At 63.3% G+C, this 25866-nt stretch carries 28 protein-coding genes and 1 riboswitch; of the genes, 11 read left to right on the top strand and 17 right to left on the bottom strand.

All coding sequences use genetic code 11. The features are described 5' to 3' along the window. Window positions 1-171 precede the first annotated feature (171 nt). On the bottom strand, window positions 172-888 hold the full coding sequence (gene mnmD, locus Q5H89_RS06200) for a tRNA (5-methylaminomethyl-2-thiouridine)(34)-methyltransferase MnmD (protein ID WP_305018435.1): 717 nt from the start codon (window positions 886-888) through the stop codon (window positions 172-174). 22 nt (window positions 889-910) lie between these two features. Between mnmD and Q5H89_RS06195 the strand changes: the two genes are divergently transcribed. The 3 genes from Q5H89_RS06195 (at window position 911) to Q5H89_RS06185 (ending at window position 3181) form a co-directional block, all read left to right on the top strand. Then, the gene (locus tag Q5H89_RS06195) at window positions 911-1333 is read left to right on the top strand and encodes a thioesterase family protein (protein WP_305018434.1); all 423 of its coding nucleotides are present in this window, start codon (window positions 911-913) and stop codon (window positions 1331-1333) included. A 7-nt stretch (window positions 1334-1340) separates the two neighbouring features. Continuing rightward, a complete protein-coding gene (locus Q5H89_RS06190; protein ID WP_305018433.1) occupies window positions 1341-1952 on the top strand; it encodes a thiamine phosphate synthase in 612 nt (203 codons plus the stop codon). 170 nt (window positions 1953-2122) lie between these two features. Beyond that, on the top strand, window positions 2123-3181 hold the full coding sequence (locus Q5H89_RS06185) for a hypothetical protein (protein WP_305018432.1): 1059 nt from the start codon (window positions 2123-2125) through the stop codon (window positions 3179-3181). On the opposite strand, the gene thiH is transcribed toward Q5H89_RS06185, so the two are convergent. The 6 genes from thiH to thiS all read right to left on the bottom strand — a co-directional run bounded on the left by thiH (window position 3133) and on the right by thiS (window position 8826). After that, entirely contained in the window at window positions 3133-4248 is a 1116-nt protein-coding gene (gene thiH, locus Q5H89_RS06180; protein WP_305018431.1) for a 2-iminoacetate synthase ThiH, read from the bottom strand. The two genes, Q5H89_RS06185 and thiH, sit on opposite strands and share 49 nt — an antisense overlap. 138 nt (window positions 4249-4386) lie before the next feature. Next, entirely contained in the window at window positions 4387-5169 is a 783-nt protein-coding gene (locus tag Q5H89_RS06175) for a thiazole synthase (RefSeq protein ID WP_305018430.1), read from the bottom strand. Next, the gene (locus Q5H89_RS06170) at window positions 5166-5798 is read right to left on the bottom strand and encodes a thiamine phosphate synthase (protein ID WP_305018429.1); all 633 of its coding nucleotides are present in this window, start codon (window positions 5796-5798) and stop codon (window positions 5166-5168) included. The genes Q5H89_RS06175 and Q5H89_RS06170 overlap by 4 nt, the downstream gene beginning before the upstream one ends. Further along, window positions 5795-6550 carry a bifunctional hydroxymethylpyrimidine kinase/phosphomethylpyrimidine kinase gene (gene thiD, locus Q5H89_RS06165; protein ID WP_305018428.1) on the bottom strand — a complete coding sequence of 252 codons (756 nt, stop codon included), beginning with the start codon at window positions 6548-6550 and terminating at the stop codon, window positions 5795-5797. The genes Q5H89_RS06170 and thiD overlap by 4 nt, the downstream gene beginning before the upstream one ends. A 154-nt stretch (window positions 6551-6704) precedes the next feature. Further along, window positions 6705-8582: a phosphomethylpyrimidine synthase ThiC gene (gene thiC / locus Q5H89_RS06160; RefSeq protein WP_305018427.1), complete on the bottom strand. Its 1878-nt coding sequence runs from the start codon at window positions 8580-8582 to the stop codon at window positions 6705-6707. A 40-nt stretch (window positions 8583-8622) separates the two neighbouring features. Next, a complete protein-coding gene (gene thiS / locus Q5H89_RS06155) occupies window positions 8623-8826 on the bottom strand; it encodes a sulfur carrier protein ThiS (protein WP_305018426.1) in 204 nt (67 codons plus the stop codon). A gap of 82 nt (window positions 8827-8908) precedes the next feature. Then, window positions 8909-9006, bottom strand: a riboswitch (TPP riboswitch). A gap of 180 nt (window positions 9007-9186) precedes the next feature. Here thiS and Q5H89_RS06150 point away from each other — a divergent pair. Continuing rightward, the gene (locus Q5H89_RS06150) at window positions 9187-9981 is read left to right on the top strand and encodes an energy transducer TonB (RefSeq protein ID WP_305018425.1); all 795 of its coding nucleotides are present in this window, start codon (window positions 9187-9189) and stop codon (window positions 9979-9981) included. A 55-nt stretch (window positions 9982-10036) separates the two neighbouring features. Then, window positions 10037-11110, top strand: coding sequence for a 23S rRNA (adenine(2503)-C(2))-methyltransferase RlmN (rlmN, locus tag Q5H89_RS06145; RefSeq protein WP_305018424.1), 1074 nt, complete (start codon window positions 10037-10039; stop codon window positions 11108-11110). Window positions 11111-11121: 11 nt separating this feature from the next. Here rlmN and Q5H89_RS06140 read toward each other — a convergent pair whose 3' ends face one another. From Q5H89_RS06140 to Q5H89_RS06115, 6 genes are all read right to left on the bottom strand, one after another. Continuing rightward, window positions 11122-11823, bottom strand: coding sequence for a hypothetical protein (locus Q5H89_RS06140; RefSeq protein WP_305018423.1), 702 nt, complete (start codon window positions 11821-11823; stop codon window positions 11122-11124). Window positions 11824-11901: 78 nt separating this feature from the next. Further along, window positions 11902-12717 carry a hypothetical protein gene (locus Q5H89_RS06135; protein WP_305018422.1) on the bottom strand — a complete coding sequence of 272 codons (816 nt, stop codon included), beginning with the start codon at window positions 12715-12717 and terminating at the stop codon, window positions 11902-11904. 29 nt (window positions 12718-12746) lie between these two features. Continuing rightward, on the bottom strand, window positions 12747-13703 hold the full coding sequence (locus Q5H89_RS06130; protein WP_305018421.1) for a hypothetical protein: 957 nt from the start codon (window positions 13701-13703) through the stop codon (window positions 12747-12749). A gap of 164 nt (window positions 13704-13867) precedes the next feature. After that, complete coding sequence (locus tag Q5H89_RS06125) at window positions 13868-14686, bottom strand: hypothetical protein (protein WP_305018420.1); 819 nt, start codon at window positions 14684-14686, stop codon at window positions 13868-13870. 42 nt (window positions 14687-14728) lie between these two features. Continuing rightward, the gene (locus Q5H89_RS06120; RefSeq protein WP_305018419.1) at window positions 14729-15697 is read right to left on the bottom strand and encodes a YihY/virulence factor BrkB family protein; all 969 of its coding nucleotides are present in this window, start codon (window positions 15695-15697) and stop codon (window positions 14729-14731) included. A 113-nt stretch (window positions 15698-15810) separates the two neighbouring features. Then, window positions 15811-16566 carry a DUF3891 family protein gene (locus tag Q5H89_RS06115; protein WP_305018418.1) on the bottom strand — a complete coding sequence of 252 codons (756 nt, stop codon included), beginning with the start codon at window positions 16564-16566 and terminating at the stop codon, window positions 15811-15813. 129 nt (window positions 16567-16695) lie between these two features. Here Q5H89_RS06115 and Q5H89_RS06110 point away from each other — a divergent pair, with 129 nt between their 5' ends. Next, the gene (locus Q5H89_RS06110) at window positions 16696-17457 is read left to right on the top strand and encodes a TerC family protein (RefSeq protein ID WP_305018417.1); all 762 of its coding nucleotides are present in this window, start codon (window positions 16696-16698) and stop codon (window positions 17455-17457) included. Window positions 17458-17473: 16 nt separating this feature from the next. On the opposite strand, the gene Q5H89_RS06105 is transcribed toward Q5H89_RS06110, so the two are convergent. Beyond that, entirely contained in the window at window positions 17474-18841 is a 1368-nt protein-coding gene (locus tag Q5H89_RS06105; protein WP_305018416.1) for a hypothetical protein, read from the bottom strand. 30 nt (window positions 18842-18871) lie between these two features. Beyond that, a complete protein-coding gene (locus tag Q5H89_RS06100) occupies window positions 18872-19864 on the bottom strand; it encodes an NAD-dependent epimerase/dehydratase family protein (protein ID WP_305018415.1) in 993 nt (330 codons plus the stop codon). 121 nt (window positions 19865-19985) lie between these two features. Here Q5H89_RS06100 and Q5H89_RS06095 point away from each other — a divergent pair, with 121 nt between their 5' ends. The 4 genes from Q5H89_RS06095 (at window position 19986) to Q5H89_RS06080 (ending at window position 23872) form a co-directional block, all read left to right on the top strand. Next, entirely contained in the window at window positions 19986-21092 is a 1107-nt protein-coding gene (locus tag Q5H89_RS06095) for a patatin-like phospholipase family protein (protein ID WP_305018414.1), read from the top strand. Between the two features lie 119 nt (window positions 21093-21211). Next, complete coding sequence (locus Q5H89_RS06090) at window positions 21212-21901, top strand: hypothetical protein (RefSeq protein ID WP_305018413.1); 690 nt, start codon at window positions 21212-21214, stop codon at window positions 21899-21901. A gap of 30 nt (window positions 21902-21931) precedes the next feature. Further along, window positions 21932-23128, top strand: coding sequence for a glycine C-acetyltransferase (kbl, locus tag Q5H89_RS06085; RefSeq protein WP_305018412.1), 1197 nt, complete (start codon window positions 21932-21934; stop codon window positions 23126-23128). A 99-nt stretch (window positions 23129-23227) separates the two neighbouring features. After that, a complete protein-coding gene (locus Q5H89_RS06080; RefSeq protein ID WP_305018411.1) occupies window positions 23228-23872 on the top strand; it encodes a response regulator in 645 nt (214 codons plus the stop codon). A gap of 95 nt (window positions 23873-23967) precedes the next feature. On the opposite strand, the gene Q5H89_RS06075 is transcribed toward Q5H89_RS06080, so the two are convergent. Continuing rightward, on the bottom strand, window positions 23968-24255 hold the full coding sequence (locus tag Q5H89_RS06075; RefSeq protein ID WP_305018410.1) for a KGG domain-containing protein: 288 nt from the start codon (window positions 24253-24255) through the stop codon (window positions 23968-23970). Window positions 24256-24624: 369 nt separating this feature from the next. Between Q5H89_RS06075 and Q5H89_RS06070 the strand changes: the two genes are divergently transcribed. Continuing rightward, on the top strand, window positions 24625-25050 hold the full coding sequence (locus Q5H89_RS06070; protein WP_305018409.1) for an STAS domain-containing protein: 426 nt from the start codon (window positions 24625-24627) through the stop codon (window positions 25048-25050). Here Q5H89_RS06070 and cdaA read toward each other — a convergent pair. Further along, window positions 25027-25833: a diadenylate cyclase CdaA gene (gene cdaA, locus Q5H89_RS06065; RefSeq protein ID WP_305018408.1), complete on the bottom strand. Its 807-nt coding sequence runs from the start codon at window positions 25831-25833 to the stop codon at window positions 25027-25029. The genes Q5H89_RS06070 and cdaA overlap by 24 nt on opposite strands. Window positions 25834-25866 lie beyond the last annotated feature (33 nt).

Here is a 25866-nt window from a genome sequence, read left to right as displayed (position 1 = left end):
TAGAATGTTGAATGAAGTCAGCGTGTGTACTGGTTTTGCTAAAAATAGCCTTTAGGCCGTCATGCTGAGCTTGTCGAAGCATCTCTACCGCTTCAGCCAAACCGTTCAACGAGGCGGTAGAGATGCTTCGACAAGCTCAGCATGACGGCCTTACAAATCCGCAAGCACGCGCTAAGCGGGCTTGCGCGCCCGCGTCATCTCGCGCTTGCCGGGCGGGCCGGGCAGCTTTTCGGTAAGCCAGCCGGCAGCCCGCAGGTTGCGCCTAAACTGGCCCTGGGCGCAGTAGCTCACCAGCACCGCGCCAGGCGCGGCGGCGGCGTAGAGCTTGGTAAATACGTCTTCGGTCCACAGCTCGGGCTGTTTTTCGGGGGCGAAGGCGTCGAAATAGATGAGGTTGTAATAAGAGGCGGGGAGGGTCGCGGCCTGAATAGATTCCTGAATTTTGGTTACAAATCGAACCTCATCAATTACCAGCATTTCATCCCAAGGAGCCGTATGAAGTTGCTCAAACGCAGTTTTAAGGAGTGCATTATTCTGCCATTGCGGTGCTAGAGCAGCAACTATAGCCGGCAATAAAGGAGTAGTTTCATAACCGTCGTAGACAATTATGGCTTGGGCTGCTATGGCCGCCTCTAGCGTCAGCAATAGATTGAGTCCCGTGCCTAAGCCTATTTCTAGAATTCGCACTGGTCCCTCATCCGGCTGCCCCAGCCCCGCCGCCAGCAACGGGGCTAGCCCCGCCTCAATAAACACGTGCCGCGACTCCTGCGCCGCGCCGTGGTGCGAGTGGTAGTGCTCGTCGAGGGCGGGCACGTAGAGCGTGGGCGAACCGTCGGCGGTGGTGCGCACCTCTATTTTTGACTCCGTTCCTAACTGTTCATTGCTCATCTGTTAACTGCTCACTGAATTCATGCCCCGCGTAAAAGTAAGTTTGCCCGAAAGCTTTGGCTTCGCGGTGGAGATTCCCGTCCGCATCACCGACCTCAATTACGGTGCCCACCTCGGCAACGATGCCCTGCTGAGTATCCTGCACGAGGCGCGGGTGCAGTTTCTGGCTAGCCTCGGCGCGGCCGAGTTCGACCAGGCTAGCCAGCTAGGGTTCATCATGGTTGATGTGGCGATAGAGTACAAGGGCGAGGCGTTTCACGGCGACGTGCTGCACTTGGCCCTAGCCGCCAACGACCAGCATAAATACGGCTTCGACATCGTGTACCACGCCACGAACCAAGTCGGCAAGGAGATAGCCCGCGCCAAAACCGGGATGCTGTGCTTCGACTACAACACCCGCAAGCTGCGCGCCCTACCGCCCGAGCTGGCGGCTAAGCTCAGCTAGCCGCGCCGTGTTTCGCCTCGTTGTCATCACTGCGCCCACGGCCTTGTCCGAGGAGCCGCGCCTACTCGCCGCGCTGCTGGCCGCCGGCCTGCAGCGCCTGCACTTGCGCAAACCTGGTTGGCCGGCCGAAGAGCTAGCACAGCTTGTTGAGGCGCTACCGACGCATTTTCACTCGCGCCTGGTGCTGCACGGCCACCCCGCGCTGGTGCGGCGCTACGGGTTGGGTGGCCTGCACCTCACGGCCAGCCAGCGGGCGGCGGCGGCGCGCCGCCCAGCTCTGCTACCCGGCCAAACGCTTTCGACTTCTTTCCACTCGCTGGCCGAAGTCGCTCATGCGCGGCGGCGCTACGACTACGTGTTTCTGAGCCCTATTTTCGACAGCCTAAGCAAAGCAGGGTATGCCAGCAATTTTGACCTGGCTACCGTGCGGACTTTTTTACAAAAACGGGCGGCTAGCCCCACCCGCCAACCGCAGGTCGTGGCGCTAGGAGGCATTGATAGCCAAACTAGTAAGCTGGCGCGAACGGCGGGCTTTGCGGGAGCGGCAGTGCTCGGCGCAATTTGGCAAAGTCCCGACCCAGTAGCCGCGTTTCGGGAGTTGCGCGTGGGGCTGGGCTAGCGACGGGCAAAAGCGACTGGCTCGCTTCCCTGCCCTACCCCCTAGCCGCGACCAAAAAAGCCGTTCGCCCCATCGTTGCCGTATTAGGGGGTGCCAGGTCCCTTGGCGCCAGCACGGCTATTGGCGATTAAGCCAATAACCCCTCTCTACCAATCTCTTATCCCACCCCAATGCAATACGGTATGTGCTTCGATGGCAGCGTGGTGCGCGGCCGCGGCGACGATGGCCGCCCCCTGCGCTTCTCCAACACCCGCGCCACGGGCCACGCCGAGCACGCCGAGTTTCACTACCGCCGGGCGCGCCAAATGGGCCTCACCCTCTTCCGCGACACCATCCTCTGGGACGAAGCTCGCCGCCGGCCCGACTACGTCTGGCTCGACCGCCTGCAAGCCCTCAGCCACGGCCAGATAGAGCTGGTACTGAACCACTACGCCCTGCCCGAGTGGCTGGACGAGGCCAGCTTTTGGGGCGAAGGCGCGGCCGCCGCCATGTACGAGCTGAGCTACCAAGTGGCGCGGCGCTACCCAGGCGCGTTTCGCAGCTACAACCTAGGCGCCGAGCTGGGCATCTGGACCGACTGGATTGCGGCCCCCAACAACCGGCAGTGGCCCTTCGGCAACCGCTCGTGGTGGGATGTGTACCGCCAAACCAGCGCCATTACCATCGCTATCGCCAAGGGCCTCAAGGCCGGCGACCCCACCTGCCGCACCGCCATGAGCGAGCCCTGGGGCTGGGACCCCGCCGTGCCCTGGGCCGACCAGGCCCGGCCCTTCGCCACCATTCTGGGCCAGCCCGATGAGGTGGCGGTGCAAAACAACTGCTTTACCTGGCAGCAGGGCCACGCCGGCCTGCTCGACATTGTGGGCCTCAATATCTACTTCGAGCACGACATCCCCGGCATGCTGGCGGCAGCCCGCCGGTTTTTCCCCGCCCAGCACGTAGTAGTGGCCGAAACCGGCAACCTGCTCCGCCCCGACTGCCATCCGCCCGCCCTTTGGTGGGCCAAATTCGAAGCCCTGACCGAGCCCGACCTGGAAGTGAGCTGGAGCCCCGGCCTCACCATGCTCACCCACGAGCTAGGCGAGCCAATGGCCGGCAACCTGCTCAGCGAGGATGGCACCACGCACTGGCTCCGCCCCGATTTGGTGCCCGCCGCCCGGCAGCCGCGCCGGGCTAGCCCCTATCCAAGCGCCAGCGCCGCGTCCCAATCTTTCCACACCGGCTCGTAGCCCTGGCGGCGCAGCATGGCCGCAATCTCGGCCGGGCTGCGCTCATCGGAAATCTCGAACTGCTCCAACGACTCGGGCGCCACGGCGTAGCCGCCGGGGTTAGTCTTCGAGCCCGCGCTGATACTGGTGATGCCCAGTTTGATAACCTGGTCGCGGAAGACCGGGTTTTCGCGGGTTGAGAGCGACAGCTCCACCTCCTCATTCAGCAGGCGGTAGGCGCAAATGAGCTGCACCAACTCGCGGTCGCTCATTTCCACTTTGGGCTGCAGCAGCCCCTCGGCCGGCCGCAGGCGCGGGAAAGAGAGGCTGTACTTGGTCTGCCAATAAGTCTTTTCGAGGTAGTCGAGGTGCAGGGCGGTGTAAAAGCAGTCGGTGCGCCAGTCTTCCAGCCCAATGAGCACGCCTAGCCCCATTTTGTGAATACCGGCCCGGCCCAGCCGGTCGGGCGTGTCGAGGCGGTAGTGAAAGTTCGACTTTTTGCCCTTGGGGTGGTGCTTTTTGTAGTCCTCCTGGTGGTAAGTTTCCTGGTACACAAGCACCGTATTGAGCCCTTCGGGGATGAGGCGCTCGTAGTCGGCCTGGTCGAGCGGCTGCACTTCCATCGACAAATGCGCGAAGTGCGGACGCAGCGTTTTAAGCGCCTTTTCCAGGTAGTCTACCCCCACCGTCTGGTTGGCCTCGCCCGTCACGAGCAGCACGTGGTCGTAGCCCCAGTTTTTCAAAACCGCCGCTTCGGCCAGCATTTCCACGCTGCTCAGCGTGCGCCGCCTGAGCTTATTATCGAGGCTAAAGCCGCAGTAGGTACAAATATTCTGACACTCATTGCTCAGGTACAGTGGCACATACAGCTGCATAGTATTGCCGAAGCGCTTCCGCGTGAGCCGGTGGCTCAGCTGCGCCATCTGCTCCAGGTAGGGCGCGGCGGCCGGCGAAATCAGCGCCTTAAAATCGTCGAGCGTGCGGCGCGGGGCGGCCAGCGCCCGCTCCACGTCGGCCGCCGTTTTGGCGTAGATGCTAGCCTTGACATCGTCCCACGCGTGGGCTTCAAAAACGGGGCGAAAGCTCATTTTTTGTATTAGTTTCTCTGAGAATGGTCGTCATGCAGAGCGCAGCGAAGCATCTCGCTCGCTGCGTTGGTTTAGTAACCCTAGCGACACGCGCGAGATGCTTCGCTGCGCTCTGCACGACGACCGTTTTCAGACGTTTTACATGTCCAAAAACGCCGTAAGCGGCGAACTCGCCACCGCCTCCGCGTGCGCTACCGGCGCGGCCAGCCGCGCCTCGTAGGCCAGGCGGCCAGCCTCCACGGCCATTCTAAATGCGTGCGCCATCGCTACCGGCTGCCCAGCCACGGCGATGGCCGTGTTCACGAGCACCGCATCGGCGCCCATTTCCAGCGCTGCGGCCGCGTGTGAGGGCGCGCCGATGCCGGCATCGACCACCACCGGCACCTTGCTTTGGCCGATTATTATTTCCAGAAACTCCTTGGTCAGCAAGCCTTTATTGGAACCGATGGGCGAGCCTAGCGGCATTACGGCGGCCACGCCCACCTCCTCCAGGCGCTTGCAAAGCACCGGGTCGGCGTGGATGTAGGGCAGCACCACGAAGCCCAGCTCCACCAGCTCCTCGGCGGCTTTTAGCGTTTCGATGGGGTCGGGCAGCAGGTACTTGGGGTCGGGATGAATTTCGAGCTTGAGCCAGTTGGTTTCGAGCGCCTCGCGGGCTAGCTGGGCGGCGAAAACCGCCTCCTTGGCGGTGCGCACGCCCGAGGTATTAGGCAGCAGGTTGAACTGCGGGTGCCCGAGGTGGCGCAGGATGTCGTCGTTGGCATCGGCCACGTCTACGCGCTTGAGGGCCACCGTCACCAGCTCCGAGCCGGAGGCCAGCAGCGCCTCTTCCATCAGGGCCGACGAACTGAACTTGCCCGTGCCCGTGAACAGACGCGAGGTGAAGGTGCGGCCGGCGATTACCAAAGGCTGGGTTTTCATATCGTTGTTACTAGTTGATTTTTAGCTAATTCTTCCGCAAACTGCGACGCCGCCGCGCCAGGGTCCGCAGCGCCGCCAATGGCGCCCGCCACGGCCACGCCGTGTAGGCCGGTGGCCAGCAGCGCCGCCACATCGGCTAGCTCAATACCCCCAATGCCGACCACTGGCACCGCAAAGCCCGCCGCCCGGCACCGCGCCAGGAGTTCGGCGTAGCCGGCCAGCCCCAGCACCGGGCTCAGCTTTTCCTTGGTGGTGGTGAAGCGAAACGGCCCGAGCCCCACATAATCGACGCCGGCCGCCACCAGCCCTTCGATATCAGCAAAGGTGTTGGCCGTGCCGCCGATGACAAAATCTGACCCGAGCAAAGCGCGGGCTTCGGCCGGTGGCATATCCTGTTTACCTAGATGCACGCCATCGGCTCCAATTTCGAGGGCTAGCGCCGGGTTATCGTTGATAATGAGCGTGGCATCGTGGTGCCGACACACAGCCTGCGTATCCAGGGCGCGCTGCCTCCACTCGGCATAGGGCAGGTTTTTGACCCGCAGCTGCACCCAGCGCACGCCGCCCCGGCAAGCCAGCCCGGCGGCCTGGGCATTGGTAGTGATGTAGTGCAGACGACTGATTTTCATGATACTGTAAGTAAAGAATGGTAGCCTAGCCGCGTGTCATTGCTAGCCAAAAAAGCGGCCGTATAGGTCTTGCCCTGCCAGCAGGCGTCGGGCAGGTCGGCGCCCAGCGCCAGCCGGGCCAGGATGGCGGCCGACAGCACGCAGCCGCTGCCGTGCTTCTCGCCGTGCGGCAGCCGGGGGCTAGCCAGCACGTGCCGCGCTTCGGGCACTAGCAGCACATCGGTGGCAAAGTCGCCGTCGGCGTGGCCGCCCTTCAGCAGCACCGGGCACCAGGCGGCCAACGCTTCGGCGGCGGCCTCGGGGCTAGCGGCGGGCAGCAGGCGCAGCGCCTCGGGCCGATTGGGGGTGAGGAGCGCCAGCTCGCAGCAGATGGCTTGCAGCAGTTCGGCGGCGGGCCGGGCGTGAAACTCGTAGCCGGCTGTGGCCTTCAGCACCGGGTCCCAGATGAGTTGCACAGCTGGGTTATAGGCTTTGAGCCAGCGAATTAGCTCCAGCAGCAGTGGCAAACTTTCGAAAAGGCCAATCTTGATAAACTTGACCGGAAACCGCACCAGCAACAGTTGAACCTGGTCCTGAATATCGGCCAGCGGTACCCAGCTCACGCGCTCAAACGCCACGTCGTTTTGCACCGTGAGGGCGGTGCAGGCGGCTAGCCCATACACGCCGCTAGCCTCCATTGTCTTGACATCGGCCAGCACGCCGGCCCCGGCGCTAGGGTCGAAGCCGGCAATGGTGAGGGCATAGGGGCGCATAGCATTTTAAGTTATTTGGTTGCTGTTCTGGCGCCCTACCTCACCCCCGGCCCCTCTCCTTGGGGAGAGGGGAGCCACGACGGCGCAATCATGAATCGTCAGGCTCCCCTCTCCCCAAGGAGAGGGGCCGGGGGTGAGGTTGAACGGGAGGGTCTCACAGATAAATCTCGCTGCCCTTCTCCACGAACTCCCTGGACTTCTCGCGCAGCCCTTCCGCCAGCACCTGCGCCGCCGTCATTTCCTGGGTGGCGGCGTAGTCGCGCACTTCCTGCGTGATTTTCATGGAGCAGAAGTGCGGGCCGCACATCGAGCAGAAGTGCGCCACCTTGGCGCCCTCGGCGGGCAGCGTTTCGTCGTGGTACTCGCGGGCGGTGTCGGGGTCGAGCGAGAGGTTGAACTGGTCTTCCCAGCGGAACTCAAAGCGGGCCTTGCTCAGGGCGTTGTCGCGGTACTGCGCGCCCGGGTGGCCCTTGGCCAGGTCAGCGGCATGGGCCGCGATTTTATACGCGATTACGCCGTCCTTCACGTCCTGCTTGTTGGGCAGGCCGAGGTGCTCCTTAGGCGTCACGTAGCAGAGCATGGCGGTGCCAAACCAGCCAATCATGGCCGCCCCGATGGCCGAGGTAATGTGGTCGTAGCCCGGGGCAATGTCCGTCGTGAGCGGCCCTAGCGTGTAGAAGGGCGCCTCGTGGCACTCCTTCAGCTGCTTGTCCATGTTCTCCTTGATGAGGTGCATGGGTACGTGGCCGGGGCCTTCTATCATCACCTGCACGTCGTGCTGCCAGGCAATTTTAGTCAGCTCGCCCAGCGTTTCCAGCTCAGCAAACTGCGCCTCGTCGTTGGCGTCGGCGATGGAGCCGGGGCGCAGGCCGTCGCCCAGCGAGAAGGCCACGTCGTAGGCCTTCATAATCTCGCAAATCTCCTCGAAATGCGTGTAGAGGAAGCTCTCCTGGTGGTGGGCCAAACACCACTTGGCCATGATGGAGCCGCCGCGCGACACGATGCCGGTCACGCGCTTGGCTGTCATCGGCACGTAGCGCAGCAGCACGCCGGCGTGGATGGTGAAGTAGTCCACCCCCTGCTCGGCCTGCTCAATTAGTGTGTCGCGGAACAGCTCCCAAGTCAGGTCTTCGGCCTTGCCGTTTACCTTCTCCAATGCTTGATAAATGGGAACGGTACCCACCGGCACCGGGCAGTTGCGAATAATCCACTCGCGGGTTTCGTGGATGTTTTTGCCCGTGCTCAAATCCATCAGCGTATCGCCGCCCCAGCGGCAGCTCCACACGGCCTTATCTACCTCTTCCTCAATGCTTGAAGTCACGGCCGAGTTGCCGATGTTGGTGTTGATTTTCACCAGGAAATTGCGCCCAATAATCATCGGCTCGCTCTCCGGGTGGTTGATATTCGAAGGAATAACGGCCCGGCCAGACGCCACTTCCTGGCGCACAAATTCGGCCGTGATGTGGCCCGCCGGTGTGTTGGCCCCAAAGCTGTGGCCGCGGTGCTGCGTGCGCAGCGGGTCATCGGCGGGCAGCTCGTCGAAGCGCTGGTTTTCACGGATGGCGATGTACTCCATCTCGGGCGTGATGATGCCCTGCTTGGCGTAGTGCATCTGGCTCACGTTGGCGCCGGCCCTGGCGCGCAGCGGGGCCGCAATGTGCTCAAAGCGCAGGTGGTCGAGGCTGGCGTCGGCGGCGCGCTGCTGGCCGTAGGCGGAGGTAGTGCCGGCGAGTTGCTCTACATCGCCGCGCTCCAGAATCCAGCTTTCGCGCAGGCGCGGCAGGCCTTTCTTAAGGTCGATTTCGACGCTGGGGTCCGTGTAGGGGCCGCTGGTGTCGTAGACCGTCACGGGCGGGTTCTGCTCCGACGGAAAGCCGAAATCGAACTTGCGCTCGGTGTCGGCCAGCGCGATTTCGCGCATCGCCACCCGGATGCCGGGGTGCAGCGTGCCGGGCACGTAAATCTTGCGCGAGCCGGTGAGGGGCTGGCGCTCCACCAGCGTCTGCTGGGGGGCTTGGTCTTTTTTCTTCATCTCGATGGGATGGGGTAGGAAAAGAGAGGTCGGCCCGCGCCTACCCCCCCTGGGTGGCGCGAATAAGCAGGATGCGGTCGTGGGGCTGCACAGCGTGGCTGGCCCACTCCGTGCGGGGCACCACCACGTCGTTGACGGCCACGGCGAGGCCGCGCGTCTGGACCTGGCCCAGCGCGGCTAGCAAGTCAGCGAGCGGCTGGTTTTCAGTGGCTTCGTGGGCCGAATTGTTTATGTAGCAAACCATGCAACTAGCACTAGTTGGAACAAGGGAAGTCCATAAACAATAGGCGGCGCCAGCCACGGCCAGCCCCGCAGGGCCGCCGCTAGGCAGTACCAGTACTTTTCCCTTCGCCAGCATTACCTGGTTCAGGTTCGGAGGGTATCGTCTCAGCCTTGCTTGCGCAAAGCACCCCTAAAGTTTATGGTGGCGAAGGTAGGCGGCGAAAGCTGTGCGTCGGCTGAATAAGGCCGCTTTTGCCGGAATTTTATTCAATGCGGCTGAGGATTTTAACAAGTACCTGTTATGACAACCACTAGTGCTGCACCACGATGTGCATTATCGATGATATCTGCATCAGGGTGATATACTTACCCTGGCGTCATCATGAAACTCTTCGCCCTCTGGTTTCTTCTGCTTTATAGCCTAATCAATGGCTACGGTAGCCTAGCAGCGGCTCAAAATAGGTCTGATTGTACTGCATATGATTGCTTTCCTAAAAAGCCGCAGTTAGTGGGCGGGGGTGGAGGCGAAGCTATTTCAGCAACCATAGAAAAATGGCTGTCCTATCCGCCACGTGCGCTACGCGATAAAGTAGAAGGCAGGGTCTTTATTCGTATTGACATACCACCTAGTGGGGTGACGCGAAATATTATGGTAATCAAATCTCTACGACTCGACTGCGATGCGGCTGCCATGCGTGCCGTGCGTCACCTTCCACACTTTGAGCCGCGTCCTCACAGCGCAGATACTGTGCGCTATTATTTACCAATCATGTTTAAGCTGCCAGCTGCTAAGCTGCCTGACAGCAATACTGCTTCGTATCAAACGACGCTAGGCACTATCGTTGACCCAGTTGAGAGAAGTCCAGAACTGTTAAGCGGCGGTGGCGGGGCAGCTATTGTGGCAGCGGTGCAGCAGCGACTCGTTTATCCGCCACAAGCCAAGCGGGTAGGTACAGAGGGGCGGGTATTTGTTGGCTTCACTATCACCCCTGAGGGGCTAGTGAAAGACGCCCACGTTTGGAAGGGCTTCCGACCTGATTGTGATGAGGCTGCTCTACAAGCAGTACGCAAACTCCCTCGTTTTAAACCTTGTTTACAATTCGGCAAACCGGTTACGTGTGGCTACACAGTGCCGGTAAAATTTGCCTTACCTCCTAAACGTAAGCTACTGAAGTAGCTAGCGTTACTGCCAAACGGGAACCCAACGCCTTGGCTGTTTGTATCTTTGCCCTATGTTACTGGAACTCGAACTCGCCCCCGCTAAACGCGACATCCGCAAAACCTCGCCCGACGACCTCAAGGCGTTTATGGTGGAGCACGGTGAAAAGCCGTTTCGCGCCAAGCAAGTGAGCGAGTGGCTGTGGAAAAACACGGCCGGCTCGTTTGAGGAAATGAATAACATCTCGCTGAGCACCCGCGAGTTGCTAGCCCGGCACTTCGTGATAAACGGTGTAGCCGTGCAGAACCAGCAGCTGAGCAACGATGGCACCATCAAGTCGGCCTTCCGGCTGCACGATGGCAACATTGTGGAGGGCGTGCTCATTCCGCACGACACGCGCATGACGGCCTGCATCTCGTCGCAGGTGGGCTGCTCGCTCACGTGTAAGTTTTGCGCTACCGGCTACATGGACCGCAAGCGCAACCTCGACGCGGCCGAGATTTACGACCAGGTGGTGCGCATCCGCGAGCAGTGCGAGGCGCAGTATGGCACGCCGCTCACCAACATCGTGTACATGGGCATGGGCGAGCCGCTGCTCAACTACGCCAATGTGGTGGAAAGCGTGCGCCGCATCACCGCGCCCGACGGCCTCAACATGGCCCCGCGCCGCATTACCATCAGCACGGCCGGCATCGCCAAGATGATAAAGAAGCTGGCCGACGATGATGTAAAAGCCAACCTCGCCCTGAGCCTGCACGCCCCCAACGACACGAAGCGCAACGAGATTATGCCTATCAACGAGGCCAACTCGCTAGCGGCTTTGAAGGACGCCTTGCAGTACTACCACCAGAAAACCGGCCGCAAAGTCACCTACGAATACATTGTATTCGAGAACTTTAACGACGGCCTGGAGGATGCCGCCGAGCTGTACACCATCTCGAAGTGGCTGCCCTGCAAGATTAACCTCATCGAGTACAACCCCATCGAGAACGCGGCTTACCAGAACGCGGAGGCCGACAAAATCACGGCCTTCCACAAGTACTTGGCCGACCGCGGCGTGCAAACCAACATCCGCCGCAGCCGCGGCAAGGACATTGACGCCGCCTGCGGCCAGCTAGCCAACAAGGAGAAGGCCGAGGCGGCCTAGCCTTGCTTTAATTACTTGGTGGGCTTAGCCGCCTTAATGAGCATAATGTACTGCGCGCAGGAGCCCTGGGAGGGCGCGAGCATCCCGATTTTGGTATCCAGCTCGCCGCTGCGCAGCTTCTTATCCAGCTGAGCCTCTCCGTAGTACTTGAGTAGCTGGGGCGTATTCTGCTTGAATGCCTTTTGCAAGGCGGCCATCACCGTTTGCTGACGCTGGCCGGGCGACAGGCTGGCAAACGGCACCTTGGCATCGCCAAGGGCTAGCTGCGTGCACAGCGCGGCGGCAAGGGGCTGGAGTACTTTTTTTTCGGCCGCGCTCATAGCCGCGGTCTGCTGGGCCGCTAGGGCTTGCTGCCCCTGCTCGGTTTGCACCAGCCGGGTAATGAGCGGCAGCGAGGCGGGGCAGCTTTGGCCGAGCGAGATGACGACGTCTTTGCCCAGCAACTGGCCTACCTGCTGCGGCGTAAGGTTTTGACGGGCGCCTTTTTCCATCAGGGCCAGCACCGCCACGCTGTCTTGCTGCATAGCTTCGGTAAAGAGCTGCTGCGTCAGCTGCATGGCCTGCGCCGAGGTCAGGGCGGCAAACTTAGTGGTGTGGTCGTTGGTAAGCCTGGTACACAGCGCCTGGCTGAGCGTATGCACCAAGCGCAGGTGGCCCACCACGGTATCGGCGGGGGTAAGGCTGGCGTTGGCCGGGCTGGTAAAAGCCAGCATGACTATGCTGCAGCAGAGTAAAAAGTGTTTCATGGGGCCAAGATACCGGCCTGCGCTTACTTAGGGCACCATTGCCGGCTACTTGTGGGCCCGGCTGGCGGGCTGCGACCGGGCGGCCCGGGCACGCGGGGCTGGCTCCGGCGGGGCCGGGGCGGCGGCGCGGGCCGAGTCAGCCTTCAGCTGCTGCAAGCCCCGGTCTACGCGCAGGGGGCCGGTGTAGGCGGGGCACTCGTCAAACATCAGCAGGTCAATCTGCTGCCACAGCACGTCGGCCTGCCGGGGGTTGCGCCGCAGCTCGGCGCTGAAAGCGTCGAAGGCAGCCTGATAATACGTAGCCACCGGGGCGCTGTCGGCGGCGCGGTGGTAGGCGGCCAGGCGCTCCTGGGCCGTGCGCTGGCCGAGGGGGCGGGCAGTGTTCTCGGCCGCCAGCTGCTCACACAGGGCGTGGGCCACGCGTTGCAGGGCCTGCTTTTGGGCGGCCGACAGCTGGCTGACATCGACGCCCGCCATCTGGGCGCCCATCTGCGTTAGCAGCTTGCCGGCTACCGGGCAGGCGGTGGCCAGGTCGAGCACTGCCTGGATGGAAGCCCGCTGCAAGGCTGCGCTATTGCCGGGCGATTGGGCCATGAAGGCCTCGAACTCGGCTAGGTTCTGTTGCACCACCCCAATAAGCAGCTCTTGCAGCAGCGCCCGGCCCTGCGAGTTAGTAAGCACGGTGAGGTCCTGGTGCCGGCTTTCGATGGCCACCTGGGCGCAGATGCCGGCCGTGAGCAGGTGCGCAATGCGGGCCTCGCCGCGCACCGTGTCGGCGGGCGCGGGGGCCGGGCGGGGGCTAGCCTGGGCCGGGCGCGCCAGCAGCAAGCAGAGGCTGCCGAGCAGGAGCAAGTGTTTCATGGAGCCAGGATATGGGTGGCCGGCCGGCGCTAGCGCAGCTTTATTTTGCCGAAGCGAAAGGCTACATCCAGGTAAGCCGGGTAAATGCCACCGTTGTTGCGCGAGGTAAAGTACAAGGCCCCCAGGCTGCCGCTGAAGCGCGGCGAGGCGTAGCGCAGGCCCGCTAGCCCGCCAAATCCGCCGTTGCTGTCGAAGTTGGCCAGGTACGTTTCATTTACCAGCGTAAAGAGGCGCGAGAGCCGCACGTTGGCGCCTACCACCCCCACCGGCGAGCGCCCAACCCCATCGCTGGCAAAGCCGTAGCCCAGCCCCAGCGTGAGGTTGGTATCGGCGGTGCCGTAGGTGGCCAGCCCGTAGCCCAGGCCGCCGCTGCCCCCACCACTGCCCGTGGTGAAGCCGTAGAGCACGCCCGCTCCCACGCGCAGCTTATCGCTCACCGGCAGGCTCACTTTGGGCGTTACGGCTACCAGGGGCACGCCCACAAACGGAATAACCGGCACCAGCAGGCCCACCGAGATATTATCGGTCAGGCCGTAGTTAACGCTCGCCAAAAAGATGTCGATAACCTGCGCCTCGCCCTCGCCTTGGTGCAGGTTGCGGGCCGTGGGCGCAAAAAACATGTGCGTGCTGTTGCCCACGTAGTCGAAGCCGCGCCGCGCCTGCTCGGGAGTTTGGTTGGTGAGCTGCCGCACAATAACCCGCTGCACCGTTACCGTGCCCAGCTCCCGGGTTTCAAACGTGAGCGTCTGCTCGGTTGCCTCCCGCAGAATACCGCTGAACTGGGTGCCGCCCATCGTTTCTACGGTATAGGTCTGGCCGATAACCTCGCCGGGATGGCCAATAACGTTGGCCATCGGCAGCTCGGCCGTGCGCATGGGCGGGGGCAGCGGGGTAGCCGGCGGCTGCGGAGCGCCGGGCAGCGCAGGCTGCTGCGCCCGCGCCGCCAAGGCTAGTAAAAGACCCCCACAAAGTAACGGAAAGCGCATAAAAGTGAAGCAGTCGTGAAGTAGCTGGCTGCCGCCGTAAAGATGCTACCCGGCTCAGGTTAAGTTGCAAGTCTTCTTTGCGCAGCATCAGGCGCCAACACGCGCCCTTGCGCCGGCCGGGCTGGCAGCCAACCTTTTCATAAGCAAAGGCTTAAGCTGCCTGCCTAGCGCTTGCTGCCTGACTTTAGCGAGCTGGTTTTGGCCGGGGCTTTTCGGGCGGGGGCGGGCTTGGCCTTGGCCTTGGGCGCCGGGGCCGCGGCGGCCTGCCGTTCGCGGGCCATCTCGTCGCGGCCCACCTCCAAAATGTAGTTGGGGCAGACTTCCAGCATCAGCAGCGCCACTTTTTTGCCGATTTCCTCGCCCTGCGCCTCGTCTTCCATCGCGTCGTCGCCGTACTGCTCCGTTAGGGCCTGCGTGTTGCTGAGCAGCGTGCTTCCCAGCACCTGCTCTATCTGGGCGCTGCGCTGGGCCGGGGTGAGCTTGGCAAACGGCTGCTTGGCATTCTCGGCATCGAGGCGCTGGCAGGCCGCCTGCGTAATGGGCAGCAGCACGCTGCGCTCGGTGGCCGACATCTCGACGTTGCCAGCCATATGGCTGCTCCCGATTTTGGCAATGAGCGGGCCCGCGCCCGGGCAGCGCTGCGCCATTTCGAGCACCGCCTGCTCGCCAATGGTGCCGCCCAGGGCCGAGGCCTCGGCTTTGCCGGCCTTCTCCATCAGGGTGCTGAACTCAGTAAAATTGTCGCCCATCGCCCCCAGCATCAGGCGCTTGAGCAGGGCTTCGCTTTCGGCGCCGGTTAGCTTGGTCAGGTCGGCCTTCTGGCTTTCCTGGGCCAGCCGGGTGCACATGCCCGCGCTCAGCACATGGGTAAAATGGGCCTGGCCGGCCACGGTATCGATGGGCAGGGCCGCCGCCTGTGCGCGCGGGCCCGGCAGTAGCAGGCTGGCAAGTGCTGCTATACCCAGTAGTAGCGCGTGTTTCATGCGCCGAAGGTAAGGGCGGCGGCCTCGCCGTTCATACAGGGGCTAGCCGCGCCAGCTGCCGGTGCTCGGGGGGCGGCCGGTGGCTTTTTCATTTTCCGACTCACCGGCCGGCACCTCCCTTAGCTCGACGCGCACGGCGTAGGAGCGGGGCTGCACCTTCTGGCCGTAGGCATCGGCAAACTCCTGGGTGAACTCGGCGCCGAAGAAAATAATGAGCGAGGAGTAGTAAATCCAGACCAGCAGCACGATGGCCGAGCCCGCCGCCCCAAACGCCGAGCCAGGGTCAGATTTAGATATATAAAAGGAAATCAAATACTTACCCAGGATAAATAACACGGCCGTGATAAAGGCCCCAATGCCCACATCGCGCCACCGGATGATGGCATCGGGCAGGAAGCGGTAAATCATGCCGAAGAGCACGGTGGTCACGGCCAGCGACAGCACGATGTCGACCAGCCGGATGGCAATGAGCCCCACATCGGGCAGCAAGCGCTGCAAATAGCCGGTAAACACACTTAGCAAGGCGCTGATTACGAATGACATCAGCAGCAGCAGGGCCACGCTCAGAATGAGGCCGAACGAGAGCACGCGCTGCCGCAGGTACTGCCCAATACCGATGCCAGTGGTTTTCACCTTCAGGTTCCAGATGTCGTTGATGCTGTCTTGCAGCGTGACGAAGAAGGTGGTGGCCGCAAAAATGAGCGTGCCCACGCCGATGGCCGTGGCTAGCCCGCCTTTTTGCTGCAAGGTGAACTTGGCAATGCTTTCCTGGAGAAAAGCCGCCGCATCGGCGCCCACCAGGCCCTTTATCTGGCCATAAATCTGGCCCGTGAGCGCCTCGCCGCCGTAGATGGCGCTGGCCGTGGTGATGACGATGAGCAACAGCGGCGGCAGCGAAAAAATGGTGTAGTACGACAGAGCCGCCGCGTGCCGGAAGGCGTTGTTGTTGCTGAACTCGGTGGCCGTGGCCTTCACCAGAGCCAGGATATCGGAGAATTGGTAGCGCGCCATGCGGGTAGTGGTTGGGCTGCCCCGCCCGGGCCCGGGGGCCGGCGGGGCAGCAGGTACTAGCCCCAAATACGGGCGGCCCGGCTTTTTGCCCGATAATTTCTGGAATAAATGTGCTAGCCTTCCCGCAAGGTCCAGCTCAGGGTTTGGGTGGGGCCGTAGTTGAGGGCAATGGCCAGCTCGGCATCGTCGCGAAATTGCAGCTGGTGCAACTGCTTGGCTTCCACGGTCACGGTCAATTCTTTACCCGCAAAAGGCCAGGGGCTGACGACCACCGGCGTGCCCGGGCCCTCGGGCTGCCGCACTAGGTGCGCGGCGCGGCGGCCGTGCCCGAGCGGGTCCGGATAAATTTCGACGGCGCGGCCCATCTCGGGCAGCTCGTTGCGGCACAAAATGAGCGAGAGGCGGTCGCACCAGTGCAGCAGGTCGTAGGCCTGGTAGGCCTGGGCCTTGCTCAGGTGCAGCTCTTTCAGCCAGCGCTCCTGGCGGGTGCGCAGCTCGTCGAGGAAGGCCGTGGTTTCGGGCTTGCTGCCGCGCAGCGGCTCATACAGTTTGCTCAGGTGCAGGCTGGTGAGCAGGCTGCGCCAGCGCCCCTGAAAGCGGGCCGCGTGCAACACATTGGTAGCCTGCTCGATGGAAAAAGCCTGCTGCGTGAAATTGGCCGGGGCGCCGGCGGGCGTGAGGCCGTGGTGGCCGCCGCGCCCGTGCCAGGCCACCTGCTCATCGTCGTGCTGGGCGGTGGCCGCCAGCAGCCCCACCCAGCGGTCGGCAGCCAAAAACGGCGGCCAGTGCCAGGCCAGCTGCGTTGCTAAAAGCGCATGGGCTTGTTGGTAGATTATTTGCCAGCCAGTGGGGGTGGGGTTGACTATCATGCGCGGATACCGGGATTTTGTCGCAGTTTTGGGGCCACTTACGCGAAAAGCAGGAAGCTGGACCACGGAGGAAGTATTAGCTGCGCCCTATTATTTCTTTCCTTCCTCCAAATTTTATACGCTAGTTTGATGTACGCCCAGCTGCAGGATATTCTCGACCACCCCTTGCCTTCGCTGGCGGTGGTGGGCAATCTACTCATTATCGAAAGCCTGCTCTCGGTTGATAACGCCGCCGTGCTGGCCACACTGGTGAGTGACCTGCCCCCCGCGCAGCGCAAGCAGGCGCTGCGCTACGGCATTTTTGGGGCGTACCTGTTTCGGGGGCTGTGCCTGGTGTTTGCCTCCTACCTGGTGGGCTTCTGGTACCTGAAGCCGCTGGGTGGGCTGTACCTGCTATATCTGTGCTTCAACTACTTCCGCGCTACCAAGCCCGAAGAGGAGGGCGCGCCCGACAAGCAGAAAAGCTGGCTCTACCGCCGCACCATCGGGCTGCTAGGGCCGTTCTGGGCCACCGTGGCCGTGATTGAGCTTATGGATGTGGCTTTTTCCATCGACAACGTGTTTGCGGTGGTGGCCTTCAGCAACAACCTCATCTTGGTGTGCGCGGGCGTGTTTATCGGCATCCTGGCCATGCGCCTGGTGGCGCAGGCCTTCGTGGGGCTGATGGGCAAGTACCCGTTTCTGGAAACGGCGGCCTTCGTGGTTATCGGCGTGCTGGGGCTCAAGCTGGTGCTCTCGCTGCTCGAGCACTTTGCCCCGGGCCACCCGGTGAGCGATTTTTTGAGCAGCGACGCGGCCGATGCGGGCCTGACGGTGCTCACCATTGCCACGTTTGGGGTGCCGCTGCTTACCTCGCGGCTGCTGGGCTGGCCGCGCCGGCTGGGCGGCTAGTGCCGGGCTAGCCCGCCTAGCGGGCGCGGGCCTGGTCGGGGTGGCGGCCCAGGCGGTAGCTCAGGCCGAAGCGGGCGGCCAGGTTGCTGCCCAGGAACATGCCCGTAAGCCAGCTTTTTTCGCCGCTGCTGACATAGAGCTGGGCGTCGAGGGTGGCCGTGAGCCGCCGCTGGCGCCAGCCCAGCGTCAGGTTGGGCAGCAGCGTGGGGTCGGCATAGGTATCGGCCGAGCGGTCGGTCTGGCTCGGGTAGGCGCTCACGTTGGCGGTGGCCGCTGGTGGCGAGGTAAAGCCCCACACCACGTTGCGCTCCAGCCCCAGCCCCAGCACAAACTGCTGGTCGTGGGCCAGGGGCATCAGGTACCGAATGCCAAGGCGGGCCGTGCCCAGCATCGCCTGGTAGCTGAACGTGGTGTAAGACGCCTCGCCGGTAGTCGAATTGTAGGTGCGCACCACGCCTTTATTTTGAAACCCGCTCAGCGAAAGCTCGCCGTAGATGGCCGTGGTGCGGCTGGGCTGCAACAGCTCGGCGTAGAAGCCGCCGAAGGGATGCAGCTGGCCATCGGTGTGCTCGCCGGCCAGCTGGTAGGCCGCGCTTTCGAGCAGGTGGTAGCGCACCCCGCCCAGCACGCCGGCCTGAAAGGCTGCCCGCCGCCGGGGCTGGGCCAGCGCCAGCCAGCTGCGCACCGGCGCCGCGCCGGGCGCCGCGCAGCCGGCCGCGTAGGCCTGCGCCACGGCCGCCAGCCCGGGGGCCGTGAAGGGCGCCGCCCGGGCCGCCGCCACGGCCGCCGGGCAGCCGCCAAAGTACAGCTCCAGCTGGCCGTGGTAGTTGTTGCCGTCCACTATCTGCAGGCTGCCGGTGGCCGAGCGGCGCAGGTACTGGCGCTCGCTGAGGCTGAGCCAGGGCTGGCCGGGGCGCCGCAGCAGGTAATGCACGGCCCCGGGCCGCACCACGCGCCGCAGCTCGATGGGGCCGGTCAGCAGCACTTCGGCCAGCAGCGAATCGACCTGCACACTGAATATATTGCCCTCTATCAGGTCGCTGAGGTGGGTTTCGGCGGCGTGGTCGATGGGCAGGGCCTCGTAGCGAAAGTAGCGCCCGCCGGTGAAGCTCACTGCCCGCAGCTGGCGGGGCTGCAGCAGCTCGATGGGGCTAGCGGCAGTGGCGCGAAAGCGGATAAACTCGGGCGGAGTCACCCAAAATCCATTCTCAACCTCGCCGCGCAGCGTATCGCCGCTGGCGCGCACCAGCAGGCCGGGCTCGAAAGATTGGGCCAGCGCGGGGCCGGGGCCAAGAAACAACCAGGAAAGCAGAAAAAGTAGGGCTAGCCGCATGAAGAACAGGTAAACTGAGCCACGAAAATAGTGGCCAGTAGGTATTCTCATGCAGCTAGCCCCGGTGGGCCGGCGCGGGGGCTAGGCGGGCACCGGCTCGCGCAGGTGGGCCAGCATGTCGCGGGTCATTTTGGGCAGGTCAAACTCGGGGGCCCAGCCCCAGTCGCGGCGGGCGGCCGAGTCGTCGATGCTGGCCGGCCACGAGTCGGCAATGGCCTGGCGGCCATCGGGCTTATAGGTTACGTGGAAGTCGGGAATCTCCTGCTGAATGGCGGTCGTAATCTCGCGGGGCGAGAAGCTCATGGCGCCCAGGTTGTAGCTGGTGCGCACCTTAATGGCGGCGGCCGGCGCGTGCATGAGGTCGAGCGTAGCCTTGAGGGCGTCGGGCATGTACATCATGGGCAGGTAAGTGTCTTCCTTGAGAAAGCACTCAAAATCCTGCCCGGCCACGGCCTTGTGGTAAATATCCACGGCATAGTCGGTGGTACCGCCGCCGGGCAGGCTCTTGTAGCCGATGAGGCCGGGGTAGCGCAGGCTGCGCACGTCGAGGCCGTGGTGGCGGTGGTACCACTCGCACCACTGCTCGCCGGCCAGCTTGCTGATGCCATACACCGTGTTGGGGTTCATGATGGTGAGCTGCGGCGTGTGCTCGCGCGGGGTGTCGGGCCCGAACACGGCAATGGAGCTGGGCCAGTACACCTGCGGCACCTGGTACTGCACGGCCAGGTTCAGCACGTTCAACAGGCCATCCATGTTGAGCTTCCAGGCAAAGGCCGGGTCTTTCTCGGCCGTGGCCGAGAGCAGGGCGGCGAGGTGGTAAATCTGCACCGGCTGGTACTGCTGCACCAAGGCTTCGAGGCGCGGCTTATCCAGCACATCGAGCAGCTCGAAGGGGCCGCCGGCCAGGGCCTCGGGGTCTTTGGGCGGGCGCACGTCGGCGGCCACTACGGCCTCGGGCGCGTAGCGCTGGCGCAGGGCGGCGGTAAGCTCCAGGCCGAGCTGGCCGCAGGCGCCAATGACGAGGACGTTGCCGGGTGTTCGAGGGGTGGCGGGTTCGCTGGGCGAGGTTTGCATGGGCAGGCTAATCGGGGTGAGGGAGGGGTGGGAAGAGCGGGCCGCAAAGATACGGCCGGGGCCAGGGCCGGGGTTTGGGGCGGGGTGCAACGACCACCGGGCCAGCCGGTATCTTTAGCCGATGCTTACCCGGTTTTTTATACTATGTAGTGCCCTGGCGGCGCTCCTGGGCCCTATTACCCCGGCCGGTGCCCAGGCCCCGGCCGCTAGCCCCTCGCCCTACCGCAACCTGGTGCTGGAGGGCGGGGGCATCCGGGGCATTGCCTACGGCGGCGCCTTGCAGGAGCTGGAAAGCCGGGGCGTGCTGGCCCGCATCGAGCGGGTGGGCGGCACCTCGGCGGGCGCCATTCAGGCGGCGCTGCTGGCCGTGGGCTACTCGCCCGATGAGATTGTGGCCGTGGTGAACGCCACGCCCGTGCAGCGCCTCAACGACGGCCGCTTCATCTTTTTCGGCGGCACGCACCGGCTGGTGAAGCAGTACGGCTGGTACCGCGGCGATGAGTTCAGCGAATACCTCAGCGAGCTGGTGGCCCGCAAAACCCAGCGGCCTAACCTCACGCTGGGCGAGCTGCACGCGCTGGCCCAGGCACAGCCCGGCCGCTACCGCGACCTCTACACCACCGGCACCAACCTCACTACGCAGCGCACGCAAGTTTTCAGCCACGAAACCAACCCCACCATGCGCGTGGCCGACGCTGTGCGCATCAGCATGAGTATTCCGCTCTACTTCCGGGCGGTGCTGCTCGATGGCCAGAACAACGTCATTACCGGCCCGCCCGCGCCCGGCCAGCCCGTGCAGGTGCTCGTGGATGGCGGCTTGCTAGCCAACTACCCCATCGACCTCTTCGACAAGCCCCGCTACCTGCCCGCCAGCCTCGCCGCCACCGCTAGGCCCGATGCCCGCGGCAACGTGTACAACCCCGAAACGCTGGGCTTGCGCCTCGACCGCGCCGACCAGATTGCCTGCGATACCACCGCCACCGGCCGCCAGCAGCTAGCCCCCTACGCCGTCACCGATTTCAACTCCTACGTGGGTGCCCTCTACACCGTGGCCCTCGAAAACCTCAACCCCATGCAGGCGGCCGACTGGCAGCGCACCGTCAGCATCAATTTCTTGGGCTTCAGCCCGAAGATTAAACGCATTTCCAGCGCCCAGAAGCAGCAGCTCATGGCTAGCGGCCGGGCGGGCGTGCAGGCGTTTTTCAGCAAAACGCAGGCGCAGAAGTAGGTATGGCGATTATGACCTTACCCGATGCCCAGCGTGAGCTAGCCCAGGCACACGCGGCACTGGCCGCAGTTTTTGCAAAGTACCCACTGCGAGGCACGGCCGACGGTTGCCCTTGCTGCGTGTCGGCCGCCGACCACGCCGAGTTGCGCAGCGGCAACTTGCGGCGCTACGCCTTCAAAGCCATGACCACCTGGGGCAGCGAGGCAGATTTCAAGCATTTTCTGCCGGCATTGCTCTCGGCGCTTACCCCTGATTTTACTTATTATCCTGGCACTATTCACGAGGGAGCTTGCGACTTGCGGTGCTTTGCCGGCAAGCTGGCTTACGCACACTGGCAAGCCTGGCCGGCTGAGGAGCAGCAAGTCGTACTTGACTGCCTGCGCGCATGGTGGCTAGTGTGCCTGGCGCTTTTGCGAGCGGAGTTTGCGGAGTTTCTGGCGGGCCGCTCGGCCGATGGCTGGGGCAACTCCGCAGGCCCGGCCTACCAGGAGCTAGCAGAAAGTGAGCTACCACCAGCAGCATGGCTTCGGCAGCTCTGGTATGAGGCGCTGCAACCAGCCCCTAGCCAGCCGGTGGCGGCTTACGTCAAATCGCCAGCGTTCCTATTGCTCGTAGATTGGCTACATCACTTTCTCTATCGTGATGAAACCATGCCGGTGGCGGCTGGCTTTAAGCAAGCGGCGCAACGGTATCTCGAAGAAGGCTTTTTTCAATATGCCGACCTAGCACCCAAGCTAGCGCAGCGCCTTTCCGACTTGTTGTACTGTCTGGAAAATTCAACTCCGCCTGCTACTTCCGGCGCGGAGTAATTTTGTTTTACTCATAAAGCCCCACCACCCATGTACGGCACTCTTCAGGCTGACCTTCAGCACCAACTTCAGGAAATAAAAGACGCGGGCCTCTACAAGAAAGAGCGCGTGATAACCTCGCCCCAGGGCGCCGAAATAGACACCCAGGAGGCGGGCGACGTGCTTAACTTCTGCGCCAATAACTACCTGGGCCTCAGCTCGCACCCGGCCGTGATTGAGGCGGCCAAGGCTACCATCGACTCGCACGGCTACGGCATGTCGTCGGTGCGCTTCATCTGCGGCACCCAGGACATTCACAAGGCGCTGGAGGCCAAGCTGGCCGAGTTTCTGGGCACCGAGGATACTATTCTTTACGCGGCGGCTTTCGACGCCAACGGCGGCGTGTTTGAGCCGCTGTTTGACGAGCGCGACGCTATTATTTCCGACGCCCTCAACCACGCCAGCATCATCGACGGCGTGCGCCTGTGCAAGGCCAAGCGCTACCGCTACCTGCACAACGACATGGCCGACCTGGAAAAGCAGCTCCAGGACGCCGTAGCCGCCGGCATGCGCCACCGCATCATCGTCACGGACGGCTCGTTTTCGATGGACGGCACTATCGCGCAATTAGATAAAATCTGCGACCTGGCCGACCAGTACGACGCCCTCGTGATGATAGACGAGTGCCACTCGATGGGCTTTTTGGGCAAAACCGGGCGCGGCACCCACGAGTACCGCGACGTGATGGGCCGCGTCGACATCATCACGGGCACGCTGGGCAAGGCCCTGGGCGGCGCCATGGGCGGCTTCACCTCGGGCCGCAAGGAGATTATCGAAATTCTGCGCCAGCGCTCGCGGCCTTACCTGTTCTCGAACACCCTGGCGCCGGCCATTGTGGGCGCCTCGCTGCGCGTGCTGGAATTGCTGACCGAAAGCACCGCCCTGCGCGACCAGCTGGAGGAGAACACGAAGTATTTCCGCGAAAAGATGACAGCCGCCGGCTTCGACATCACGCCCGGCGAGCACCCCATTGTGCCCGTTATGCTCTACGACGCCAAGCTGGCCCAGGAATTTGCCGCCAAAATGCTTGATGAGGGCATCTACGTGGTGGGCTTCTACTACCCCGTGGTGCCGCAGGGCAAAGCCCGCATTCGGGTGCAGCTGAGCGCCGCCCACACCCAGGCGCAGCTCGACAAGGCCATCGCGGCCTTCACCAAAGTGGGCCACGAGCTGGGCGTGCTGAAATAAGCTCAACTTTATAGCAGCTGGCTACCAATAAATTAGCCATTCGCCCGCCACTTTCGTAGGAGCCCCTATTTAGCATTTGCTGCTATTTTAACCAGTGCCATGAGCCGTATTTTTTTGGTCGACGACCACACCATCGTGCGCGATGGCTTGCGGGCGTTGCTTGCCAACGAGCCCGATATCAGTATTGTAGGCGAGGCCGGCAACGGGCAGGAGCTGCTCGACCGCCTGCCCACCACCCCCACCGACGTGGTGATGCTCGACGCCAACATGCCCGTGCTCGACGGGCTAGCCACCACCCTGCGGCTGCGCACCGAGTATCCGCACATCCGCATCCTCATTCTGAGCATGCTGGCCCATGAGCGCTACATCGGCCAGCTCTTTGATGCGGGCGCGGCGGGCTACGTGCTCAAGAGTGCCGAAAAGGGTGAGATTCTGGTAGCCATCCAGACCATTATTGCCGGGCGCCAGTTTTTGTGCAGCGACCTGGGCCTGAACATGCTGCGCAAAGTGCTGGCCAAAGACGACGAGCCCGAAGAAGCCGCCAAAGCCACTCGCCTCTCGCGCCGCGAGAGCGAGGTGCTGCAATTACTCTCCGAAGGCCTCACTACCAATGAGATAGCCGAAAAGCTTTTCACCAGCAAGCGCACCATCGAAACCCACCGCCAGAACATTCTGGAAAAGACCCAGACCAAAAACACGGCCGCCCTCATTCGCATGGCCGTGACCCAGGGCCTGCTCGACTAGCCCCCACTACCCGCCAAAAGGCCCGGTCCCTTCCGCAGACAGCGGAAAGGGCCGGGCCTTTTGGCGGGGTAGCCGACGGCTTACCGGGCGGCGGCTTACTTGGCAGCTTTGGCCTTGCCTGCGGCCCCGGTAGCGCGGCCAGGGCCCCGGCGGCTGGTGAGGCCGCCTTTGCGGCCGGCCTCGCGGGCCTCGTCGGCCGTCCACTTGTGGCCCTGGCCGCTGGCGTGCGAGGCCTTGCCGCCCTCGCTGGCAATGCGGCGCTGCTCGGCGGGGTCCATGCTGGCAAAGCCCCGGCGGCTGGTGCGGCTACCGTCGCCGATGCGGGCGGCCGGGCGGGTTTTCAGCGTGAGGCCGGTGGGCTGCGAACTCAAAGTTGGTTTCATAGAACAGAAGGAAATAAGTGAGAAAAAGATGACCAGCGGGCTAAGGGCCACGCACGGTGGCCTTGCAACGGCTAAGTAGCCAACCAGGATGAGTATTTTCCTACTAAATCCTTAATTTACAATACAATTACCGACTTATACGGAGCACCTATGCGGGTTATTACGGGAAGAAATTGCGTATAATGACTTGGCGGGCGGGAAAAATACCTAGCCCCCCCGCCGGGAGGAGGGCCAGCCCACAGCCGGCGCGAAAAACCCAAGCATAAAAACAAGTATAACTACGCACGAAAAGAACGTTTTTAGCCGTTGGTAATCAACTGATTTACACCTGTATATTTGCAGCACTCCGCGCGCTTCCTTCCTGCTGCTATGAACGATACCTTTTTTTTACTCATTTTGCCCACGCGCACGCTCACCATTCACCTAGGCAGCCACCGCCAATGCGTGGGCATGAGCCTGCGCGGCAGCTGCTGCAGCGACGCCGATGCCGCCCACCTCGTGCACGGCGTGGAGCAGCTGCTGGAGCGCCACCCCGCTCACGCCTGGATTGACAGCCAGGGCCTGTGCGCCCTAAGCCAGCAGGGCCAGCAGGCCCTGCTGCGCGCCCACACCCATAGCCAGCAGGCGGGCACCCGGCTGCACTGGTGCGGCCTGCCGGCGGCGGTGCTGCACCAGCTGCACCTGAGTGGCCTGGACCAGCAGCTGGACCTGCAGCCCGCCGCCGACTTTGAGGGGCCCAGCTTTTTGCTGCCCGCCCGGCCCGCCGCCCAGCTAGGCCGGCCGGGGGCCCACTAGCAGCCACTCCTGCAGGCGGGCCTTAAGCTCGGCGGCGGCCAGCCCGCGGTGAATTTCGCCGTGGCGCACCAGGCTCATCTGGCCGGTTTCCTCGCTCACCACCAGCACCACGGCATCGGAGGCCTCGGTGAGGCCTAGCGCGGCGCGGTGGCGCAGGCCCAGGGCGGCCGGCACCTCGGGGTTTTGGCTCACGGGCAAGATGCAGCGGGCGGCCACCAGGCGGCCCCGGGCCACTATCACGGCGCCGTCGTGCAGGGGCGAGGTTTTGTTGAAGATGGCCAGCAGCAGGCGCTTGCTAGGCTCGGCATCGAGCCGGTCGCCCGATTCGGCGTAGGAGCTGAGGTCGGAGGTGAGCGTGAAGCAGATGAGCGCCCCGGTTTCCTTGCCGGCCAGGCTGGTGGCCGCCTCCACAAAGGCCGCCACGCTGGGCGCGCCGCTGGGCGGCCCGCTAGGCCGCCGCCACCACCCCAGCGGGCCGCCGCCCTCCATAGTCGCCTTGCCCACATTGAGCAAAAACCGTCGGATTTCCTGCTGAAACAGGATGATGCTGGCCAGCACGCCCACGCTCATAAACTGCCCCAGAATGGCCGAGAGCAGCCCCAGCCCCAGCGCATTTACCACCAAATACACCAGGTACAAGCTCAGCAGCCCGAGCGCGACGTTGAGGGCCACCGAGCCGCGCAGCAGCTTGTAGAGCTGATACAGCAGCCAGGTCACGAGCAGCACGTCGGCCACATCGGCTAGCCCGAGATGCAGGAAGTAAAAGGGAAACGGGAGCGACAAGGAGCGGGCGGTTGGCACCGCAAAGAACGGCCT

This window comes from Hymenobacter cheonanensis (assembly GCF_030581075.1).
GTDB lineage: Bacteria > Bacteroidota > Bacteroidia > Cytophagales > Hymenobacteraceae > Hymenobacter.
Note: the sequence above shows the minus strand (reverse complement) of the source record. Positions and strands in the feature narration are given on the sequence as shown.

What these genes read in the sequence shown, in the direction of transcription:
- mnmD (WP_305018435.1), bottom strand. Translation starts at nt 888, where the DNA reads ATGAGCAATGAACAGTTAGGAACGGAGTCAAAAATAGAGGTGCGCACC.
- Q5H89_RS06195 (WP_305018434.1), top strand. Translation starts at nt 911, where the DNA reads ATGCCCCGCGTAAAAGTAAGTTTGCCCGAAAGCTTTGGCTTCGCGGTG.
- Q5H89_RS06185 (WP_305018432.1), top strand. Translation starts at nt 2,123, where the DNA reads ATGCAATACGGTATGTGCTTCGATGGCAGCGTGGTGCGCGGCCGCGGC.
- thiH (WP_305018431.1), bottom strand. Translation starts at nt 4,248, where the DNA reads ATGAGCTTTCGCCCCGTTTTTGAAGCCCACGCGTGGGACGATGTCAAG.
- Q5H89_RS06175 (WP_305018430.1), bottom strand. Translation starts at nt 5,169, where the DNA reads ATGAAAACCCAGCCTTTGGTAATCGCCGGCCGCACCTTCACCTCGCGT.
- Q5H89_RS06170 (WP_305018429.1), bottom strand. Translation starts at nt 5,798, where the DNA reads ATGAAAATCAGTCGTCTGCACTACATCACTACCAATGCCCAGGCCGCC.
- thiD (WP_305018428.1), bottom strand. Translation starts at nt 6,550, where the DNA reads ATGCGCCCCTATGCCCTCACCATTGCCGGCTTCGACCCTAGCGCCGGG.
- thiC (WP_305018427.1), bottom strand. Translation starts at nt 8,582, where the DNA reads ATGAAGAAAAAAGACCAAGCCCCCCAGCAGACGCTGGTGGAGCGCCAG.
- thiS (WP_305018426.1), bottom strand. Translation starts at nt 8,826, where the DNA reads ATGGTTTGCTACATAAACAATTCGGCCCACGAAGCCACTGAAAACCAG.
- Q5H89_RS06150 (WP_305018425.1), top strand. Translation starts at nt 9,187, where the DNA reads ATGAAACTCTTCGCCCTCTGGTTTCTTCTGCTTTATAGCCTAATCAAT.
- rlmN (WP_305018424.1), top strand. Translation starts at nt 10,037, where the DNA reads ATGTTACTGGAACTCGAACTCGCCCCCGCTAAACGCGACATCCGCAAA.
- Q5H89_RS06140 (WP_305018423.1), bottom strand. Translation starts at nt 11,823, where the DNA reads ATGCTGGCTTTTACCAGCCCGGCCAACGCCAGCCTTACCCCCGCCGAT.
- Q5H89_RS06135 (WP_305018422.1), bottom strand. Translation starts at nt 12,717, where the DNA reads ATGAAACACTTGCTCCTGCTCGGCAGCCTCTGCTTGCTGCTGGCGCGC.
- Q5H89_RS06130 (WP_305018421.1), bottom strand. Translation starts at nt 13,703, where the DNA reads ATGCGCTTTCCGTTACTTTGTGGGGGTCTTTTACTAGCCTTGGCGGCG.
- Q5H89_RS06125 (WP_305018420.1), bottom strand. Translation starts at nt 14,686, where the DNA reads ATGAAACACGCGCTACTACTGGGTATAGCAGCACTTGCCAGCCTGCTA.
- Q5H89_RS06120 (WP_305018419.1), bottom strand. Translation starts at nt 15,697, where the DNA reads ATGGCGCGCTACCAATTCTCCGATATCCTGGCTCTGGTGAAGGCCACG.
- Q5H89_RS06115 (WP_305018418.1), bottom strand. Translation starts at nt 16,566, where the DNA reads ATGATAGTCAACCCCACCCCCACTGGCTGGCAAATAATCTACCAACAA.
- Q5H89_RS06110 (WP_305018417.1), top strand. Translation starts at nt 16,696, where the DNA reads ATGTACGCCCAGCTGCAGGATATTCTCGACCACCCCTTGCCTTCGCTG.
- Q5H89_RS06105 (WP_305018416.1), bottom strand. Translation starts at nt 18,841, where the DNA reads ATGAGAATACCTACTGGCCACTATTTTCGTGGCTCAGTTTACCTGTTC.
- Q5H89_RS06100 (WP_305018415.1), bottom strand. Translation starts at nt 19,864, where the DNA reads ATGCAAACCTCGCCCAGCGAACCCGCCACCCCTCGAACACCCGGCAAC.
- Q5H89_RS06095 (WP_305018414.1), top strand. Translation starts at nt 19,986, where the DNA reads ATGCTTACCCGGTTTTTTATACTATGTAGTGCCCTGGCGGCGCTCCTG.
- kbl (WP_305018412.1), top strand. Translation starts at nt 21,932, where the DNA reads ATGTACGGCACTCTTCAGGCTGACCTTCAGCACCAACTTCAGGAAATA.
- Q5H89_RS06080 (WP_305018411.1), top strand. Translation starts at nt 23,228, where the DNA reads ATGAGCCGTATTTTTTTGGTCGACGACCACACCATCGTGCGCGATGGC.
- Q5H89_RS06075 (WP_305018410.1), bottom strand. Translation starts at nt 24,255, where the DNA reads ATGAAACCAACTTTGAGTTCGCAGCCCACCGGCCTCACGCTGAAAACC.
- Q5H89_RS06070 (WP_305018409.1), top strand. Translation starts at nt 24,625, where the DNA reads ATGAACGATACCTTTTTTTTACTCATTTTGCCCACGCGCACGCTCACC.